The sequence below is a fragment of the Silicimonas lutimaris genome (assembly GCF_047314965.1).
Classification (GTDB): Bacteria; Pseudomonadota; Alphaproteobacteria; order Rhodobacterales; family Rhodobacteraceae; genus JAVJUV01.
Map to the genome: position 1 here is coordinate 120,014 of NZ_JBLBVK010000051.1, position 17,316 is coordinate 137,329.

The 17,316-nt window shown below is 63.6% G+C and carries 17 protein-coding genes; 9 read left to right on the forward strand and 8 right to left on the reverse strand.

What is annotated here, in order from left to right; translation table 11 throughout:
- Positions 1-101 precede the first annotated feature (101 nt).
- The 4 genes from ACKLNI_RS12865 (at position 102) to ACKLNI_RS12880 (ending at position 3,663) form a co-directional block, all read left to right on the forward strand.
- Positions 102-851 carry a metallophosphoesterase family protein gene (locus ACKLNI_RS12865; protein ID WP_413719478.1) on the forward strand — a complete coding sequence of 250 codons (750 nt, stop codon included), beginning with the start codon at positions 102-104 and terminating at the stop codon, positions 849-851.
- A gap of 232 nt (positions 852-1,083) precedes the next feature.
- The gene (locus ACKLNI_RS12870) at positions 1,084-2,187 is read left to right on the forward strand and encodes a dimethylsulfoniopropionate demethylase (protein ID WP_413719479.1); all 1,104 of its coding nucleotides are present in this window, start codon (positions 1,084-1,086) and stop codon (positions 2,185-2,187) included.
- 23 nt (positions 2,188-2,210) lie between these two features.
- Complete coding sequence (locus ACKLNI_RS12875; protein WP_413719480.1) at positions 2,211-3,017, forward strand: crotonase/enoyl-CoA hydratase family protein; 807 nt, start codon at positions 2,211-2,213, stop codon at positions 3,015-3,017.
- Between the two features lie 85 nt (positions 3,018-3,102).
- The gene (locus ACKLNI_RS12880; protein WP_413719481.1) at positions 3,103-3,663 is read left to right on the forward strand and encodes a DUF2585 domain-containing protein; all 561 of its coding nucleotides are present in this window, start codon (positions 3,103-3,105) and stop codon (positions 3,661-3,663) included.
- Between the two features lie 30 nt (positions 3,664-3,693).
- On the opposite strand, the gene ACKLNI_RS12885 is transcribed toward ACKLNI_RS12880, so the two are convergent.
- The 3 genes from ACKLNI_RS12885 to ACKLNI_RS12895 form a co-directional block, all read right to left on the reverse strand.
- The gene (locus ACKLNI_RS12885; RefSeq protein ID WP_413719482.1) at positions 3,694-4,260 is read right to left on the reverse strand and encodes a DsbA family protein; all 567 of its coding nucleotides are present in this window, start codon (positions 4,258-4,260) and stop codon (positions 3,694-3,696) included.
- Positions 4,261-4,672: 412 nt separating this feature from the next.
- Positions 4,673-5,056, reverse strand: coding sequence for a hypothetical protein (locus ACKLNI_RS12890; protein WP_413719483.1), 384 nt, complete (start codon positions 5,054-5,056; stop codon positions 4,673-4,675).
- Between the two features lie 26 nt (positions 5,057-5,082).
- Positions 5,083-5,520 carry a cupin domain-containing protein gene (locus ACKLNI_RS12895; RefSeq protein ID WP_413719484.1) on the reverse strand — a complete coding sequence of 146 codons (438 nt, stop codon included), beginning with the start codon at positions 5,518-5,520 and terminating at the stop codon, positions 5,083-5,085.
- 138 nt (positions 5,521-5,658) lie between these two features.
- Between ACKLNI_RS12895 and ACKLNI_RS12900 the strand changes: the two genes are divergently transcribed.
- A complete protein-coding gene (locus tag ACKLNI_RS12900; protein WP_413719485.1) occupies positions 5,659-6,624 on the forward strand; it encodes a LysR family transcriptional regulator in 966 nt (321 codons plus the stop codon).
- On the opposite strand, the gene tdh is transcribed toward ACKLNI_RS12900, so the two are convergent.
- Both tdh and ACKLNI_RS12910 read right to left on the reverse strand, forming a co-directional pair.
- On the reverse strand, positions 6,621-7,658 hold the full coding sequence (gene tdh, locus ACKLNI_RS12905) for an L-threonine 3-dehydrogenase (RefSeq protein WP_413719486.1): 1,038 nt from the start codon (positions 7,656-7,658) through the stop codon (positions 6,621-6,623). The genes ACKLNI_RS12900 and tdh overlap by 4 nt on opposite strands.
- 85 nt (positions 7,659-7,743) lie before the next feature.
- Entirely contained in the window at positions 7,744-8,925 is a 1,182-nt protein-coding gene (locus ACKLNI_RS12910) for a glycine C-acetyltransferase (protein ID WP_413719550.1), read from the reverse strand.
- Between the two features lie 193 nt (positions 8,926-9,118).
- Between ACKLNI_RS12910 and ACKLNI_RS12915 the strand changes: the two genes are divergently transcribed.
- The 3 genes from ACKLNI_RS12915 to ACKLNI_RS12925 all read left to right on the forward strand — a co-directional run bounded on the left by ACKLNI_RS12915 (position 9,119) and on the right by ACKLNI_RS12925 (position 13,308).
- Entirely contained in the window at positions 9,119-10,294 is a 1,176-nt protein-coding gene (locus ACKLNI_RS12915; RefSeq protein ID WP_413719487.1) for an acetyl-CoA C-acyltransferase family protein, read from the forward strand.
- 87 nt (positions 10,295-10,381) lie between these two features.
- Positions 10,382-10,873, forward strand: coding sequence for an asparaginase domain-containing protein (locus ACKLNI_RS12920; protein WP_413719488.1), 492 nt, complete (start codon positions 10,382-10,384; stop codon positions 10,871-10,873).
- A gap of 74 nt (positions 10,874-10,947) precedes the next feature.
- Positions 10,948-13,308 carry an ATP-binding protein gene (locus tag ACKLNI_RS12925; RefSeq protein WP_413719489.1) on the forward strand — a complete coding sequence of 787 codons (2,361 nt, stop codon included), beginning with the start codon at positions 10,948-10,950 and terminating at the stop codon, positions 13,306-13,308.
- 3 nt (positions 13,309-13,311) lie between these two features.
- Here the strand turns inward: ACKLNI_RS12925 and yaaA are convergent, their stop codons facing one another.
- The 3 genes from yaaA to ACKLNI_RS12940 all read right to left on the reverse strand — a co-directional run bounded on the left by yaaA (position 13,312) and on the right by ACKLNI_RS12940 (position 16,631).
- Entirely contained in the window at positions 13,312-14,097 is a 786-nt protein-coding gene (yaaA, locus tag ACKLNI_RS12930) for a peroxide stress protein YaaA (protein ID WP_413719490.1), read from the reverse strand.
- 74 nt (positions 14,098-14,171) lie between these two features.
- Positions 14,172-16,226, reverse strand: coding sequence for a DNA helicase RecQ (recQ, locus tag ACKLNI_RS12935; protein ID WP_413719491.1), 2,055 nt, complete (start codon positions 16,224-16,226; stop codon positions 14,172-14,174).
- A gap of 111 nt (positions 16,227-16,337) precedes the next feature.
- Positions 16,338-16,631 carry a YggT family protein gene (locus tag ACKLNI_RS12940; RefSeq protein WP_413719492.1) on the reverse strand — a complete coding sequence of 98 codons (294 nt, stop codon included), beginning with the start codon at positions 16,629-16,631 and terminating at the stop codon, positions 16,338-16,340.
- A 136-nt stretch (positions 16,632-16,767) separates the two neighbouring features.
- Here ACKLNI_RS12940 and ACKLNI_RS12945 point away from each other — a divergent pair, with 136 nt between their 5' ends.
- Positions 16,768-17,301, forward strand: a complete 534-nt coding sequence (locus ACKLNI_RS12945; protein ID WP_413719493.1) for an acyl-CoA thioesterase — start codon at positions 16,768-16,770, stop codon at positions 17,299-17,301.
- Positions 17,302-17,316: the final 15 nt, after the last annotated feature.

Here is a 17,316-nt window from a genome sequence, read left to right on the forward strand (position 1 = left end):
CTTCCCCAGCCGGGTGGCGCGCAGTACCGTTTCGGGAGCAAATTTCCAATTTTCACCGCTTCACTCTGGCGACGGAATCAGAACGGCATTATTGCAGGCCCATGATATATGCCATTGGGGATATCCACGGTCAGCTTGCCGGACTTCAGCATGCGCATGACCTGATCGCGGCCGACAAGGCCGCGCATGGCGTGCCCCATGCGGCGGTGGTCCATCTGGGCGATCTCGTGGACCGGGGGCCGGACAGCCGCGGCGTGCTAGACTTTCTGATCCGGGGCCGCGATATCGGTGAGGACTGGGTGGTTCTGCGCGGAAATCACGACCAGTTGTTCCTCGACTTCCTTGAAGGATCGGACGGTGACGACCCGCATCTGAAACCGGGCGTCACATGGCAAAGCAACGTGATGGGCGGTGAGGCGACGTTGTCCTCGTACGGTGTTGCCAAACGGATGATCGAGCGCCGCTCGGCCTACGAGGCTCGGGCGCGGGCTGCAGTTCCCGAGGCCCACCGCAACTTCCTCGGGAGCCTGCCGTTCTGGTTCAGGGCCGACGGCCTTCTTTTCGTCCATGCGGGGGTCCGGCCCGGCTTTCCGATCGAGGCGCAGGACGAGGACGACCTGATGTGGATCCGGAACGATTTTCTCTGGCATATGGGGCCGCACGAGACGCTGATCGTTCACGGGCATACCCCGGTCGAGGAGCCAACCCACTATGGCAACCGCATCAACATCGATTGCGGCGCCGGCTGGGGTAACGAGTTGGTGCCCGTCGTCCTGGACAACGGTGCCTGTTTCGCGCTGACGACCGATGGGCGGGTTCCCGTCAAGGCTCCCGACCAGTACTACCAATAAGCTTCCCCTCGCGGCGTCCGGTTGTTCTGGCAGCTCGGGGCGACTGGCGGCACACCCCACGAGGGTTCGCGGGGCGGTATCCAGCGGCGGCGAGATCAGAGCCGTCATTCTTCAATTCTTGCGGGAATGTCGCGAAAGCGAACCGGTGTGACGCAATCGGAGTGGTTTCATTCGAGGCGTCACAGCTATGCGCGCGGAGATACTTCCAGCCCTGGCACGAAAGGGAATCCCCATGGCCACTCTGTCGATCTCGCGCCGCCTGCGCCGGACCCCGTTTTCGGACGGCGTCGAAGCCGCGGGCGTCAAGGGCTATACCGTTTACAATCACATGCTTCTGCCGACCGTCTTCCGGAGCGTCGAGGAGGACTATCATCACCTCAAGAACGCCGTTCAGGTGTGGGATGTCGCCTGCGAGCGGCAGGTAGAACTGCGCGGGCCGGATGCTGGGCGGCTGATGCAGATGCTGACGCCGCGCGACCTGAGGGGGATGCTGCCCGGTCAGTGCTACTACGTGCCCATCGTGGACGAGACCGGAGGCATGCTGAACGATCCGGTCGCGGTCAAGCTGGCGGATGACCGCTGGTGGATATCGATTGCGGACTCCGATCTTCTGTACTGGATCAAGGGCATAGCGAACGGCTGGCGGCTGGACGTGCTGATCGACGAGCCGGACGTGTCGCCGCTGGCGATCCAGGGGCCGAAGTCGGACGACCTGATGGCACGGGTCTTTGGCGACGGGGTGCGCGATATCCGGTTCTTCCGCTACGGGATCTTCGATTTCCAGGGTCGCGATCTGGTCATTGCCCGTTCGGGCTATTCCAAGCAGGGCGGTTTCGAGATCTACGTCGAGGGCGGCGATATCGGGATGCCGCTCTGGAACGCCCTGTTCGAGGCCGGGCGCGATCTGGATGTCCAAGCGGGATGTCCCAACCTGATCGAGCGGATCGAGGGCGGGCTCTTGAGCTATGGCAACGACATGACCGACGACAACACGCCGCACGAATGCGGGCTGGGCCGGTTCTGCAACACGCAGACAGCGATCGGCTGCATCGGCCGCGACGCGCTGCTGCGGGTGGCGAAGGAAGGCCCGGTTCAACAGATTCGGGCCATCGCAATCGAGGGAGATCGGGTGCCGCCCTGCGACCGGTGGTGGCCGGTGACGTCGCGGGGCAAGACGGTGGGGCGCGTCAGTTCCGCTGCATGGTCGCCGGACTTCGGGACGAACGTGGCGATCGGCATGGTGCGGATGACCCATTGGGACGAGGGCACCGAGGTGGATATCGAGTTGCCTGACGGGACGCGACGGGCCATCGTGCACGAGAAATTCTGGACCTGAGACCGTAACGGAGTGCTTGCCTGATGACGACCCGCGATTTCAACCGCTTCGAGACACTTGCCGTCGCCGAGGAGGAAGATGGGGTCTTGATCGTCACCCTGAACCGTCCCGAGAAACGCAACGCGCTGAACGCGGCCGGTGTCGAGGAACTGGTGGACCTGTTCTCGAACGCGCATCGCAACGGGGCGCGGGCCATCGTTCTGGCGGGGGCCGGCAACCATTTCTGCGCAGGGCTCGATCTTGTCGAGCATCACGAGGCCGACCGCTCGCCGGCCGAGTTCTGGCAATTGTGCCTGCGCTGGCACGAGGCCTTCAACAAGATGGAATATGGCGGCGTGCCGGTGATTGCGGCCCTGCATGGCGCGGTTGTGGGCGGAGGGCTGGAACTGGCCAGCGCGGCGCACATCCGCGTGGCCGACCAGACGACCTATTTCGCCCTGCCCGAGGGTCAGCGCGGGATTTTCACCGGCGGGGGTGCGACGATCCGGGTCGCCGACCTGGTGGGAAAGGCGCGGATGATCGACATGATGCTGACGGGGCGGGTCTACCAGGGGCAGCAAGCCATCGACATCGGGCTGGCGCAGTACCTTGTCGAAGGCTCCAGCATGGACAAGGCCAAGGAACTGGCGCGGCACGCGGCGGCGAACCTGCCGCTGACGAACTTCGCCATCTGCTCGGCGATCAGCCATATGCAGAACATGTCGGGTCTGGACGCGGCCTATGCCGAGGCCGTGGTGGCCGGCGTGGTCAACACGCAGCCCGCCGCGCGGGAACGCCTGGAGGCCTTCGCCAACAAGACCGCCGCACGGATCCGTCCCAACAAAGAGTAGCTTTCCGGGTACGCATTTCGGCAATGCGCCGCCCGGCTGCCACAGCTGATGGACAGATGCCTTTCCGCATGATTGCGTTCGCGACATGCAGCGCAGCCATACGCCATATGTCCTGACCGGGTTTCTGATCCTTCTGACGGCCAGCTGGCTTTTGTGGATCGGGCGGGTTCCGATCTGCACCTGCGGCACCATAAAGCTGTGGCACGGCGAGACCATGTCGAGCGAGAACAGTCAGCACATCGCCGACTGGTACACGCCCAGCCACATCATCCACGGTCTTCTGTTCTATGCCGGTCTCTGGCTGGTCGCCCGGCGTGTACCCGTGGGCTGGCGGCTTGCCATTGCGACGACCATCGAGTGTGTCTGGGAGATCATCGAGAACTCGGAAGCGATCATCGAGCGCTATCGGTCAGTGACGATCAGCCTGGATTACTTTGGCGACAGCGTTCTGAACTCGGTAATGGATGTGCTGGCCATGTTGCTTGGGTTCTGGCTGGCGCGGGTGCTGCCGGTTTGGGCCAGCATCGCTCTGGCCCTGGCCTTCGAGATCGGCACGGGCATCGTGATCCGGGACGGGCTGGCGCTGAACGTGCTGATGCTGCTCTGGCCGCTGGAAAGCGTGATGGAGTGGCAGTCGGGCGTCTAGGCCAGACGCCGGAAGCCGTCTGGTCGATGGCTAGACGCCGATCATCCGCGCCCAGTCATCGACACTGTCCCCGCTCGACATCCTGTCGTTCACCAATCCGTCGACCATGAAGCTCGGCGAGACATGGATCCCGTTCTGCCGTGCGTAGCGGGTGTGCTGCTTGACGATCCGATCAAGGCCCGCGATCCGAAACCTGTCGGCCAGATCGATGCCGCTTGCCGCTTCCATCCTCGCGATCAGCTGGTTGGGAGAGGTATCGAGGTTCGGACCCGAGCAATGATCCTCGAACTCGAACTCCTCGCGTGCGGCGAACACGGCTGCCAGCACTTTCCTTGCGGCTTCCTTCCCTTCCGGCGCGGTCGAAGCAGCGATGACAGAGCGGGTCACGATACCTGAAAAAAGGTGCCACGGCTGCGAATGAAGCCAGATGCGGACGGTGATCCTGTCTCGGCCAGCGCGATCCAGAAGATTGTCCAGTTTTCCGAATGCGATCTTGGAGAACGGGCAAGTGGGTTCCAGAAAGACTTCGAACAGACTTGGTCCGTGCCCCCAGATCAAAGGATCAGCATGCCACTCACTTTTTGTGTCCACAGTCATTTCACGTCCTATCCAAGGTCGCCGAGCCACACTGAGCGCAGCAGACCCGCGTTTTTTGGCCGTCAGAGAATCTCTCTCAAATCAAAGCAATGAACGCCCGGTTTGACCACCTGCTTTTTCGGCGAAACCGGTCTTCCTTAACCCGGGGCACGCCGTTCCGTGCGCCATCGCCCGACTGCTCGCGGGTGCCTGTTCCGGCTCCCGGGCGCCTTGCATTCTATTTCTTCCGGTTCTGCAGCCAGCGGAACAGGATGAACAGGACGACAAGGACGACGATCCAGAAAATGAGGTCGCTCATGGGGTCTCCGCGTTTGCCTGCCGGCGTACCTAGCCATGGTCCGGCGGCTTGACGAGAATAAAGCGATAACGCCGGGACGGATGTCCCGGCGCGTTGCGCTTTTGCCGGACGCCTCTAGGCGGGCTGACTTGCGCCGAAGCCGTGGCGCAGGACCGAGAAGAGAAAGATCAGGATCGACAGGATCGTCAAAACCGATCCGATCTTGGCCAGCGCCTCACCCTGCCCTGTCACGGCCATCACGATGCCCGGCACCATGGCAACGAGGCCGGCCAGTGCAATCGCGTAATGCACCTTCGGAAGCGTGCCCCGCGCCGCCTGCGGGGTCATCGCGTAGTAGATGCCGAAGAGCGCCATCGTCGTCCACCCGACGAGGTTGAGATGGGCGTGGGCCGCCGACAGGCTGTGGTCGCCGCTTGCGGACATCTGGATGCCCCATCCCATGCCGAGGGTGACGGCAAGGGTGGCGGTTGCGAAGAAGGCGAATGCGATACCTTTCATGGGATGGTCCTCCTTGGTTTCCGGTGTCAAAGCGGCGGGCCGGTGAAGCGCAGGTTGTGGCGCGCGGCGATCTCGACGATCTGGGCCATATCTGCGGGGATCGCGTAACCGCCTTCAGCCATTTCTGTGAAAAAGGCGTCGAACCCGCCCGGCGTGAGAATGACGAGGTGGCGGCAGGGATGATCGGAAATCACGCGAAACGTATGCTCGGCTCCGCGCGGGATAAAGGCGGTTTCGCCGGGCCCGCGGGTGAAGCTTTCGCCCTCCATCCAAAGCTCGACTTCGCCCGAGAGGATGATGAAGGTTTCATCCTCCGCGTCGTGGACATGGCGGGGTGGGCCGCTACGGGGTGGCGAGACGCTATCGAAGATCGACATCGCGCCCCCGGTTTCGGACGCATCGAGGATCGTGCGATAGGTGGTACCGTTCCAGTGCAGCGTTTCGCGGCTGAGAGTATCCTTCATCGGGCAAACCTTTCCTGTTTGGCCAGAGCCGTTCTTTCCTTTAGTTTCAGTTTGTTGTGACCTTCCGGACGCGTTTGGAACCTGCCATGGATAATTGAATTTGTTAAATCGATTGATTGTATTATTCATATTGACAGAATGAATTTACAAAGCTTCGACCTGAACCTGCTCCGCGTGCTGGACGCGCTTCTCGAAGAAGGCTCGACGGTGCGCGCCGGGCAGCGGATCGGCTTGTCGCAGCCAGCCGTTTCGTCGGCGCTTGGCCGGCTGCGCGGGGCGCTTGGCGATCCCCTGTTCATCCGAAGCGGCAGCGGGCTGGAGCCTACCGACTTCGCGCGCAGGATCGCGCCCGATGTTCGCGCGCTTCTGGAGAAGATCGAACAGACCCTGACCGTACCGAACTTCGATCCCGCCCTGTCGAGGGACGTGTTCCGGCTTTCGGGCACCGACTTCTTTGCGGAACTGATGATGCCGCGCCTTGCCGACCGGCTGTCGCATGAGGCGCCGGGCGTGAAGACCATTCTCGTGGACCTGGTAACGGAGGCCTATATCGAGTCGATCGAGACCCACGGGGTCGATATCGCCCTGATGCCAAAGATCGGCGACATTCCCGAGCGCTTCCACTGGCGGCCCTTCGCCTGGGCCAGTTTTGTCTTTGTTGCCCGCAAGGGGCATCCCCGGTTGGCGCGCGCGGGGGTAAGGCCCGGCGAGGAAGTCCCTTTGGACCTGTTTTGCGATCTCGGTCACATCGTCATGTCACCCGAGGGACGACTGGAGACGCTGAGCGACGAAACGCTAAGGGCGATGGGACGCGACCGGCGCGTGGTGATGTCGATGCCCTATTTCTCGTCCATCTATCACGCGGTGTCGGAGAGCGACCTCGTCGCGCTTCTGCCGACGAAGCTGGCGGAAAAGGTCGCGGACCGGGTTGGTCTCGACGTCTATCGTCCGCCGATCAAGGTGACGCTTGTCCTATTGATCATGGTCTGGAAAGCGACCTCGTCTTCAAATCCCGCACATCGTTGGTTCCGCGAGACAGTGTTCGAGGAACTGGCATGGCTGAACGAAGGCGAGCCGGCGCTGCCAAGGGGATACGAAGGCTAGGTCCAGTCCAGAACGATCTTGCCGGACAGGCCGGACTTCATGATCTCGAAGCCCTTGCGGTAGTCGTCGACGTGCATCCGGTGGGTGATGACGCGACGGATATCGAGCCCGTCTTCCAGCATGGCGATCATCTTGTACCAGGTCTCGAAGATCTCGCGGCCATAGACGCCCTTGATCGTGATCGCCTTGAAGACGATGCGGGACCAGTCGACAGGCGATTTGCCTGGCGGGATGCCAAGGAGCGCGATGCGGCCGCCCATGACGAGGGCTTCGACCATCTGGTCAAGAGCGCGCTGGTTGCCCGACATCTCGAGGCCCACGTCGAAGCCCTCCTTCATCTTCAGCCGCGCCATGACGTCCTTGAGATCCTCGGTCGCCACGTTGACCGGGACGACCTCGGTCACCTTCTCGGCAAGATCGAGGCGCGCCTGGTTCACGTCGGTGATGACCACGTGGCGCGCACCCACATGCTGGGCGACGGCGGCGGCCATGATGCCGATGGGGCCCGCCCCGGTGATCAGTACATCCTCGCCCACGAGGTCGAAGCTGAGTGCCGTGTGGACCGCGTTGCCAAGTGGATCGAGGATCGCGCCGATCTCGTCGTCGATGGCGTCGGGCAAGGGGACGGCATTGAAGGCGGGCAGGCGCAGGTATTCGGCGAAGGCGCCCTGCTCGTTCACGCCGATGCCGCGCGTTTCCGGATCGAGGTGGAACTTGCCGGAGCGGGACTGGCGCGAGTGCTTGCCGATCAGGTGTCCTTCGCCCGAGACTCGCTGGCCGAGGTGCAGATCGTCGACGTTCTTGCCCAGTTCGACGATCTCGCCCGCGAATTCATGGCCGGTAATCAGGGGGACGGGCACAGTGCGCGCCGCCCAGTCGTCCCAGTCCCAGATATGGATATCGGTGCCGCAGATGCCGGTCTTGTTGATCTTGATGAGCACGTCGTCCGGGCCGATCTCCGGCACCGGCGCGCGGATCATGTCGAGGCCCGGCGCGGGCGCGGTCTTGGCGAGAGCTTTCATTTCGTTGGTCATCGCGTGATGTCCCTGATGGAGGGGGGCTCCGCCCCCCGCTGCGCTCCCCCAGGAGTATTTGGGAAAAGAAGAAGCTGGTTTTCGGTCAAATTGCACCTGTTTCGCGGCCGGCCTCGGCGAAGGCGGAAGCAGCATGGTCGAGGTCGTCTTTCGTCAGGGCCGCGTTCATCTGGGTCCGGATTCGAGCCTGCCCCCTGGGGACCACGGGGAAGAAGAACCCCGCCACGTAGACTCCGAGTTTGTCGAGGGCTGCGGCCATGTCCTGCGCAAGGCGCGCGTCGCCCAGCATGACGGGCACGATCGGGTGTTCGCCGGGCAGAAGATCGAAACCCGCCGCTTCCAGCTTGCCCCGCCAGTAGGCGGTGTTTCCGAAAAGCCGGGCGCGGAGGCTGTCGCCTTCCTCGACCAGCCGGATCGCCTCGATCCCGGCGGCGGTCACCATGGGCGGCAGGGCGTTCGAGAAGAGATAGGGCCGCGCGCGCTGGCGCAGGAGATCGACGATGCGCCGGCTGGCGGCGACATAGCCTCCGATGGCACCGCCCATCGCCTTGCCGAGGGTGCCGGTCAGGATATCGACCTTCACTCCCGCGTGGGCCGGGGTGCCGGCACCCTTTGGCCCCATGAAGCCGGTGGCATGGCAGTCGTCGACCATGATCAGCGCGTCATAGCGGTCGGCCAGCGACCGGATGTCCCTCAGCTTCGCGAGATACCCGTCCATCGAGAAGACACCATCAGTTGCGATCATGACGAAGCGGGCGCCGTCTGCGCGGGCTTGCTTCAGTTGCGCCTCGAGATCGTCCATGTCGCTGTTCGCATAGCGATAGCGCTTTGCCTTGCAGAGTCGGATACCGTCGATGATCGACGCGTGATTGAGCGCGTCCGAGACGATGGCGTCTTCGGGTCCAAGAATCGGCTCGAACACGCCGCCATTGGCGTCGAAGCAGGCGGCGAAGAGGATCGAGTCGTCCATGCCGAGGAAGCGCGCCAATTCGGTTTCCAACTGACGGTGGAGGTCCTGCGTTCCGCAGATGAACCGCACCGAGGCCATGCCGAAGCCGTGGTCATCCATCGCCGCCTTTGCCGCCGCGATCAGGCGAGGATGATCGGCGAGACCGAGGTAGTTGTTGGCGCATAAGTTCAGCATCTCGCGATCCCCGACACGGATGTGCGCGCCCTGCGGAGAGGTGATCTGTCGCTCGCGCTTCATCAGGCCCTGCGCCTCGATGTCGGCGAGCGTCGCGTCGAGATGAGATTCGAAATCGGCCATGGTGTACTCCGCTCCGAGCAGGTCCAGCATCGCCCGAACAGTGCCCGACGTGCAAGCGGTCCGACCGGCCATCCTGCCAACCGGACTTGCAGGCGAAACCCGCGTCAAAGCGCGCCGGCTCGGGCTTTGCAACTGGAAGGTCGGCCAGATTTGTGGCTTTGTCCACGATTAGCAGATTTTGGAAGGAATAGGCATGAAAGACATCGTCATACTTTCGGGCGCACGCACAGCGATCGGAACCTTTGGGGGATCGCTGGCGGACACCGCGCCGATCACGCTTGCTGCGACCGTCGCACGGGCGGCGCTGGAGCGCGCAGGCCTGGACGGCGGCCAGATCGGTCATGTTGCCTATGGGCATGTCATCAACACCGAGCCGCGCGACATGTACCTGAGCCGGGTGGCCGCCATGGAAGCCGGTATCCCGGATACGACGCCGGCGATGAACGTCAACCGGCTCTGCGGATCGGGCGCGCAGGCGATCGTCAGCGTGATCCAGTCGCTGGCGATGGGCGACGCAGAGTTCGGTCTGGCCGGCGGCGCGGAAAGCATGAGCCGGTCTCCCTATATCCTTCCGGCCGCCCGCTGGGGGCAGAAGATGGGCGACACATCAGGCGCGGACATGATGCTGGGCGCACTGAACTGCCCCTTCGGCACCGGGCACATGGGTGTGACCGCCGAGAATGTCGCCGCGGAGCACGACATCAGCCGCGAAGCGCAGGACGCCTTTGCCATGGAGAGCCAGGAACGGGCGGCGAAGGCGATCGCCGAGGGCCGGTTCAAGGACCAGATCGTTCCGGTCGAGGTGCGCGTGAAGCGCGACATGGTTCCCTTCGACACGGACGAACATCCGAAGGCAACCTCGCTGGACAAGCTGGCCGGTCTGCGCGCGGTGTTCCAAAAGGACGGAACCGTGACCGCAGGCAATGCCAGCGGGATCAACGACGGTGCCGCCGCGCTGGCTCTGGCGACGGCGGAAGCCGCCGAAGCGGCAGGTCTGACGCCCCGCGCGCGCGTCTTGGGTTATGCCCATGCCGGTGTCCGGCCCGAGGTCATGGGGATCGGCCCAGTTCCCGCAGTCGAGAACCTGTTGGCCCGGACCGGACTGTCGGTTGGCGATTTCGACGTGATCGAGTCGAACGAGGCTTTTGCAGCCCAGGCACTCGCGGTGAACAAGGGGCTTGGCCTCGATCCGGCCAAAGTCAATCCGAACGGCGGCGCCATCGCGCTGGGACATCCCGTGGGCGCCACGGGCGCGATCCTCGCGGTCAAGGCGATTTACGAACTGGAGAGGACCGGCGGCTCGAAGGCGCTGATCACCATGTGCATCGGCGGCGGACAGGGCATCGCGCTGGCCATCGAGCGGGTGTAACGCCGAGGCTCCGGTCGGTGCTTCGAACATGACCGCAACGCCGGGCATCCGCGAAGATCGCGGGTGCCCGAAAACAGGGGAGGCTTCATGAAAGACGTGCGTATCATCGTGACGGGCGGCACCATCGACAAGGTGCACGACCCGATGACCGAAGGGCTGGCCTTTGCCAAGGATCAGTCTACGCATATCCCCGAGATCCTGTCGATCGGACGCTGCGATTTTCCGAAGGTCGAACGGATCATGCTGAAGGACAGTCTCGACTTCGACGATACGGACCGGGATGCGATCACCGCTGCCGTGCTGGCGGCGGAGGAAACCGCCATCGTGGTGACCCACGGAACCGGCACCATGGGCGAAAGCGCGCGCTGGCTGGCCCGGCGCGTCAGCGGCAAGACGGTGGTCTTGACCGGCGCGATGCGGCCGCACTCTCTGAGCTTTTCGGACGGTCCCTTCAACCTGGGCGGCGCGATCATTGCCGCGCAGACCCTGCCCGAAGGTATCTATGGCGTGATGAACGGCCGCGTCTTCGAGGCCGGACAGTTGAACAAGAACACCGAGCAGGGCCGCTTCGACGCCTGAGAGGCGTCCGTTTCTTAACGCACCATTTACCTCATACTGGCCATAAGGCGCTGGTTCATCCGGAGCGCCTCTAAATGGATTTTGCCGAACAGCTTGCCGCCGAGCGGCGCGCGCGACTGGCCGCCGAACGGTTGCTGGAGCAGAACAGGACCGAGCTTTACGAGGCCAACCAGAAACTTTCGATACATGCCCGCTCGCTGTCGAAGGAAATCGCGACGACGCAGGAGGGCCTTGTCACCGCCCGGCACGAAGCGGCCGAGTTTCGGGCACGGTTCGATACGGCGCAGCAGCGCCTTGCGCATGCCGAAAGCGCGATCATGATCGCCGAACGGCGTCTCTGGGACTCTCTGGAAACCATCCGGGACGGGTTTGCCGTCTTCGATCCCGGTGACGTTCTGATCGCCGCAAACCGCGCCTTCCTTGCCATTTTCGACGGGCTGGAGATGGTGCGGCCGGGCATCGCGATGACCGAGCTTCTGCTGCTTCTGGCCGAAGAGGGCATCGTTGACACCGGCGGTCTGAAAGCGGGCGACTGGCAGGCCAAGATGCTGAAGCGTTTGCAGGCGCCACGCATCGAATCCTCCGTGCTGAAGATCTGGAACGGGCAGTACGTCAAGCTGATCGACCGGCGCACCCGCGACGGCGACCTTGTCACCCTTGCGTTGAACATCACCGATCAGATCGCGCGCGAGCAGCAGTTGCAGGACGCGCGACAGAGGGCCGAGACCGCGAACCGGGCAAAGTCTGCCTTTCTGGCGAACATGAGCCACGAGATACGGACGCCGATGAACGGAATCATTGGCATGGCCGACATGCTGGCGGAGACGCCTCTGGAAGAAGAGCAGCGCGTCTTCATCGACACGATCCGGTCCTCGGGCGAAGCGCTTTTGGTGATCATCAACGATGTGCTGGACTACTCCAAGATCGAGGCCGAGAAGATCAGCTTCAAGACCAAGCCCTTCGATCTGGAGCGGTGCATCCACGAGGTGGTCACGCTTCTTGGTCCCGGTGCCTATGACAAGGGTCTGCAGCTGGCGGTGGACTATGACCTGTTCATGCCCACCACCTACATCGGCGATGCCGGGCGTGTGCGACAGGTTCTGACCAATCTCGTGGGCAATGCCATCAAGTTCACCGAGACGGGCCACGTGGTGATCCGAGTAGTAGGCCTGCCGGGCGAAAACAACGAGGTATACCGCGTCCATGTGACCGTGGAGGACACCGGCATCGGGATACCCAAGGACAAGCTGGAGGATATCTTCCGCGAGTTCCACCAGGTCGAGAACGACAGGGACCGGACACATGACGGCACCGGGCTTGGCCTTGCCATAACCAAGCGGCTGGTCGAATTGATGGGTGGCGAGATCTGGGTCGATTCCAGCGAAGGCGACGGGTCTGGCTTCGGGTTCACGGTTACAATGCAATCGGTCGAGCAGGTCGAAGGAGACGATATCGCAGCTCCGGCCTGGATGAACAGGGCGTTCGTCATGGAAAGCGAGGGCCTGAACCGCTCGATCATCGAGAAGCAACTGAACCTGATGGGACTGCGGCCGGTCCCGGTCTCGTCGATCGAGGAACTGGCGCTGCACCGGGCAGGCCCAGCCGACCTGATCTTCCTGGATCCATCGGTTCTGGGCGGCGATGAGCGGGTCGCGGCCAGAGTTGTGCGAGACAGGTTCACCCCCGCTGCCATGATCCTGCTGGCCACAGCTCCGACAGGTCAGGCGCGGGGCAGCTTGCCGTATGATGTGGTACTGCAACGGCCGGTTTTGCGCGCAGGGCTGAGCAACTGCCTTCGCTCGATCCCGGAACCGAAAGCCGACGTGGCATTCGTCGGCGGGAAAATTTCCGTACCGACGGATGCGTCTGAGTTTCACAACGCAATCGGGACGGGCATGTTCGCCCCAGTGGCGGAGGAGCATGTCGGCGCTGAAATCGTCGATACGCAGGCCGGACCTATACCAACATCGGAAGCGGACGACGGCTGGGGGTTGCCGGTGACATCTCCACTTCGGCGCCTGCGCGTGCTGGTCGCCGAGGACAACCGGACGAACCGGCTGGTCATCGAGAAGATGCTGAAGCACATGAATATCGATCTGGCCTTTGCCGAGAACGGAAAGGATGCGTTGGATCAGTACCAGTGGCGCCAGCCCGACATCCTTTTCACCGACATCTCGATGCCGAAGATGGACGGAAAGGAGGCGGCGCGCCGGATCAGGATGCTGGAAGCCTCAGAGGGACTGGTACGCTGTCCGATCATAGCGATCACCGCGCATGCGATGGAGGGCGATGCGGAGGAAATCCTTGACGCCGGGATCGACCACTACCTGTCAAAACCGGTCAAGAAAGCACAACTGATCGCGCATATCGCCGCCGTTGCGGATGATCATGTCCAAAACCCTGAACCGGCCCACGATATCGCGGCGACAGGTTAGCCTTTACGCGGCACGCTCGGCGGCCTCGGCATCGCGATGGAAGGTCAGGTGTGCCCCGTCTTCGCTGGCTTCGACGAAACGGTACCCGCCAAGATCAAAATCGCGCAGTCCCTCTTCGGTCGTGACCCGGTTTTCGACGATGAAGCGCGCCATGGCGCCGCGCGCCTTCTTTGCGAAGAAGCTGACGATCTTGGGTGTACCGTTCTTCACTTCGTAGAAGCCCGGCGTGACCACCCGCAACTTCAGCGCCTTCATATCGACCGCGCCGAAGTATTCCTGGCTGGCGCAATTCACGAGGATATCCGTGCCCGCCTCCTCGGCGGCCTCGTTCAGGGCGCGGGCGATGCTGTCGCCCCAGAAATCGTAGAGATTGTTGCCCCGGCGTGTCTTGAGACGGCTGCCCATTTCCAGCCGGTAGGGCTGGATCGCGTCCATCGGGCGCAGGACGCCGTAAAGGCCGGACAGGATGCGCATGTAGGTCTGGGCCCGTTCGCGGCCCTCGTCATCGAGAGATGCGGCGTCAAATCCCTGGAACGTGTCCCCGGCGAAGGCATAGAGCGCCGGGCGGGTCGCTTCGGGGGCGGGCGTCTCGCTGAAGTCACGAAAGCGGTCGCGGTTCAATTTCGCCAGGTCATCGGACAGGTCCATCAGAGACTTGAGCTTGCCAAGCGTCAGTTGACGCGCGTGAGCGGCAAGGCGGGCGGCCTCGTCCGTGAAGGCGGGATCAGTGGTGGCGAACGGCCGCTCGGACCAGTCCAGGCGTTTGGCAGGTGATACGACGAGAAGCATTTCGGTCCCCCTTTTCCTTGACCTCCCCAACTAGCATGTCGCGGCGGCGCGTCCAGCACCCGCAGACGCGACAATCAGCCCTCGGCCAGCACCTCGGCAAAGGCGTCGCCGAACCGGTCGGCAAGACGATCGCCAAGGATGCGGTCCAGTTGTTCGCGTGCATCCGGCCCAAGCGCCGCGACCTTGGCCAGCAGCGCGGCGGAGCAGCTCATCGGTTTTCCGGTGCCGTCTTCGCCGCGCTGAAGCCGGGCCTGCGCGGCCAGCAGGCGGTCGTAAACCGCGCCAGCGGCACGGCCCGCCAGCTTGCGGCGCGCCGGGTGCGCGGGTGCGGCCGCCTCGCCCGAGATGACCTCGAGAAAAGCCGCGCCGTAGCGTTCAAGCTTCTTGGCGCCGACACCACCGATCGCCGCCATCTCGTCCAGCGTATTCGGCCGCTTTTCGGCCATCTCGATCAGCGTGCGGTCGTTGAAGATGACATAGGCCGGAACGCGGGCGGCTTCGGCCAGCGCGCGGCGCTTGGCCTTCAGGGCAGAGAGAAGAGGAGCGTCTTCTTCCGAAACAAGCGCCCGGGCAGAGGGGCGGCGCGCGGCGGCGGCGACAAGAGTGTCACGGCGCAGAGTGATGGCCTGCTCGCCGCGCAGGACCGGTCGCGCCCGCTCGGTCATGCGCAGTGCGCCGTGACGCTCGGGGTCTGGTCGCACGAGGTCGAACCCCATCATCTGGCGAAAGATCGCGGCCCATTGGCGGCGATCGATGTCCTGCCCCACACCGAAGGTGGGCAGCGCATCATGGCCGCGCTGGCACACCTTGTCGGTGGCCGTGCCGACGAGAATATCCGTCAGGTGCCCGGCACCAAAGCTTTCGCCGGTCCGCAGGACCGCTGACAGGGCCTTCATGACCGCTTCGGTGCCGTCAAAGGTCTCGGGCGGGTTGTCGCAGAGATCGCACTTGCCGCAGGGCTCGATGGTTTCGCCGAAGTAGGCCAGCAGGGTCTGGCGGCGGCAAAACTGCGCCTCGGCAAGGCCGAGAAGCGCGTTCAGACGGCCGTGATCGGCCATGCGGCGTTCGGGTGGCGCGAGGCTTTCGTCGATCTGCATTCGGCGAAACCGGATATCGTCGGCGCCGTAGAGCGTCAGAGTCTCGGCCGGAGCGCCGTCACGCCCCGCGCGGCCCACTTCCTGGTAGTAGGCTTCGATGGATTTCGGCAGGTCCGCGTGGGCGACCCAGCGGATGTCGGGCTTGTCGATGCCCATGCCGAAGGCCACGGTCGCGCAGACGATCAGCCCGTCATCGGTCTGGAATCGGCGCTCGACCTCGCGGCGCTGATCGGCTTCCATGCCGCCGTGATAGGCCAGCGCCTCGTGACCCGCCTCGACCAGCGCGCGGGCGAGCGTTTCGGTCTTGGCGCGGGTGCCGGTGTAGACGATGCCGGATTGCCCCTTTCGCGCGGCGGCAAAGGCCAGGATCTGGTCGCGAGGCTTGTTCTTGGGTTCGAAGGCCAGATGGATGTTCGGGCGGTCGAAGCCCCCGAGAAAGATACGCGGCGCGCCGCCGCCGAACAGACGCTGGACGATCTCGTCCCGGGTCTCGGCATCCGCCGTGGCGGTGAAGGCCGCCAGCGGCACGTCAAGCGCGCGGCGGAGCGCCCCGATCCGCAGGTAGTCAGGCCGGAAATCATGGCCCCACTGGCTGACGCAATGGGCCTCGTCAACGGCGATCAGCGTCACGCCGGCCTGGTTCAGCAGCCGCTCTGTGCCACCGGACGCCAGACGCTCGGGCGCCATGTAGAGGAGCTTGAGTTCGCCCCGGTGCAGAGCGTCGAAAACGGCGTTTGTCTCGTCATCCGTATTTCCGGAGGTCAGGGCACCCGCCGCGACCCCCGCTTCGCGCAACGCACGCACCTGATCGCGCATCAGCGCGATCAGGGGGGAGATCACCACCGTTACACCGGGACGCAGCAGCGCCGGCAACTGGAAGCACAGCGACTTGCCTCCGCCGGTGGGCAGGATCGCCAATACGTCTTCGCCGCCGGACACCGCATCGACGATATCGGCCTGCATAGGGCGGAACGCGTTGAACCCGAAGATGTCGGACAGAAGGGATTGGGCGGTCGGCTGCGACCCGTCCATGAAGTGCCTCGATTATGTCGCCTGCTCTTGTTGGCTATACCTTCGCACGTGAACGGGGCGTGAACAAGCCGAAGGCGCTGTGTCAGACGGAACAGATCGCGCGGGAGAGGATCACATCAGGACGGCACGCGCGAGATCGGGGATCACGATGTCGCGCAGGATGATGATGATGATGAACAGGACCAGCGGCGCGAGATCGAGCGCGCCCGTGTTCGGCAGCATCCGGCGAATGGGCGTATAGATCGGCTCCAGCAGCCTGTTCAGCCCGTCCCAGATCTGGGCGACGATCGGCTGACGCAGGTTCAGAACGTTGAAGTTGATCAGCCAGCTCATGACGATATGGACCAGCATGATGAAGAAGGCCACGTCCAAGAGAAGCTGAAGAATTTTCAGAATGGTGATCATGCTCTGCCGATCCGTATTTTTTGCTGTGCATCGACCTAAGCCCGGGAGGCCCGCAGTGCAAGTCCAAGCTGCCGCAGCGTCGTGCTTGAAGCACGGGGCATTTTCATCGAAAGCACCGCACCCAGGAGGTGCCGCCATGTATCCCGCGATCCGAGCTGCGAAAGAGTATTGGTCGACGCGCAGGGCCGGCACGGTCGCGGTCGGCCATGACCATGTCACCTCGCTGATCGTCTGGCCCTGGGATCTGGACGTGTTCCTGGAGCTGAACAACGGCCGGGTTCTGACCCTGTTCGACATCGGACGTCTTGGGCTGTTCCGGCGCATGGGCATTCTGGACACGCTGAAGCGCAAGGGCTGGTACGGCACGGTCGCGGGCACGGCGATCCGGTACCGCAAGCGCATCACCGTGTTCCAGAAACTGGAGATGCGGACACGCGTGACGGGTTGGGACGAACGGTTCACCTATTTCGAACAGTCCTTCTGGCGCGGAGAGACCTGCATGGCCCATGCCGTGCTGCGGACGGCGATCACCGGCGGCAAGGGGATCATCCCGACGGCCGAGGCGGCCCAGGCGCTTGGGATGCCGGCGGAAAGCCCGCCCCTGCCGGAGTGGATTCTCCACTGGCGGGATGCAGAAATCCAGCGGACGTGGCCACCGGAACGGCGTTGACCATTGCCCTTGGCC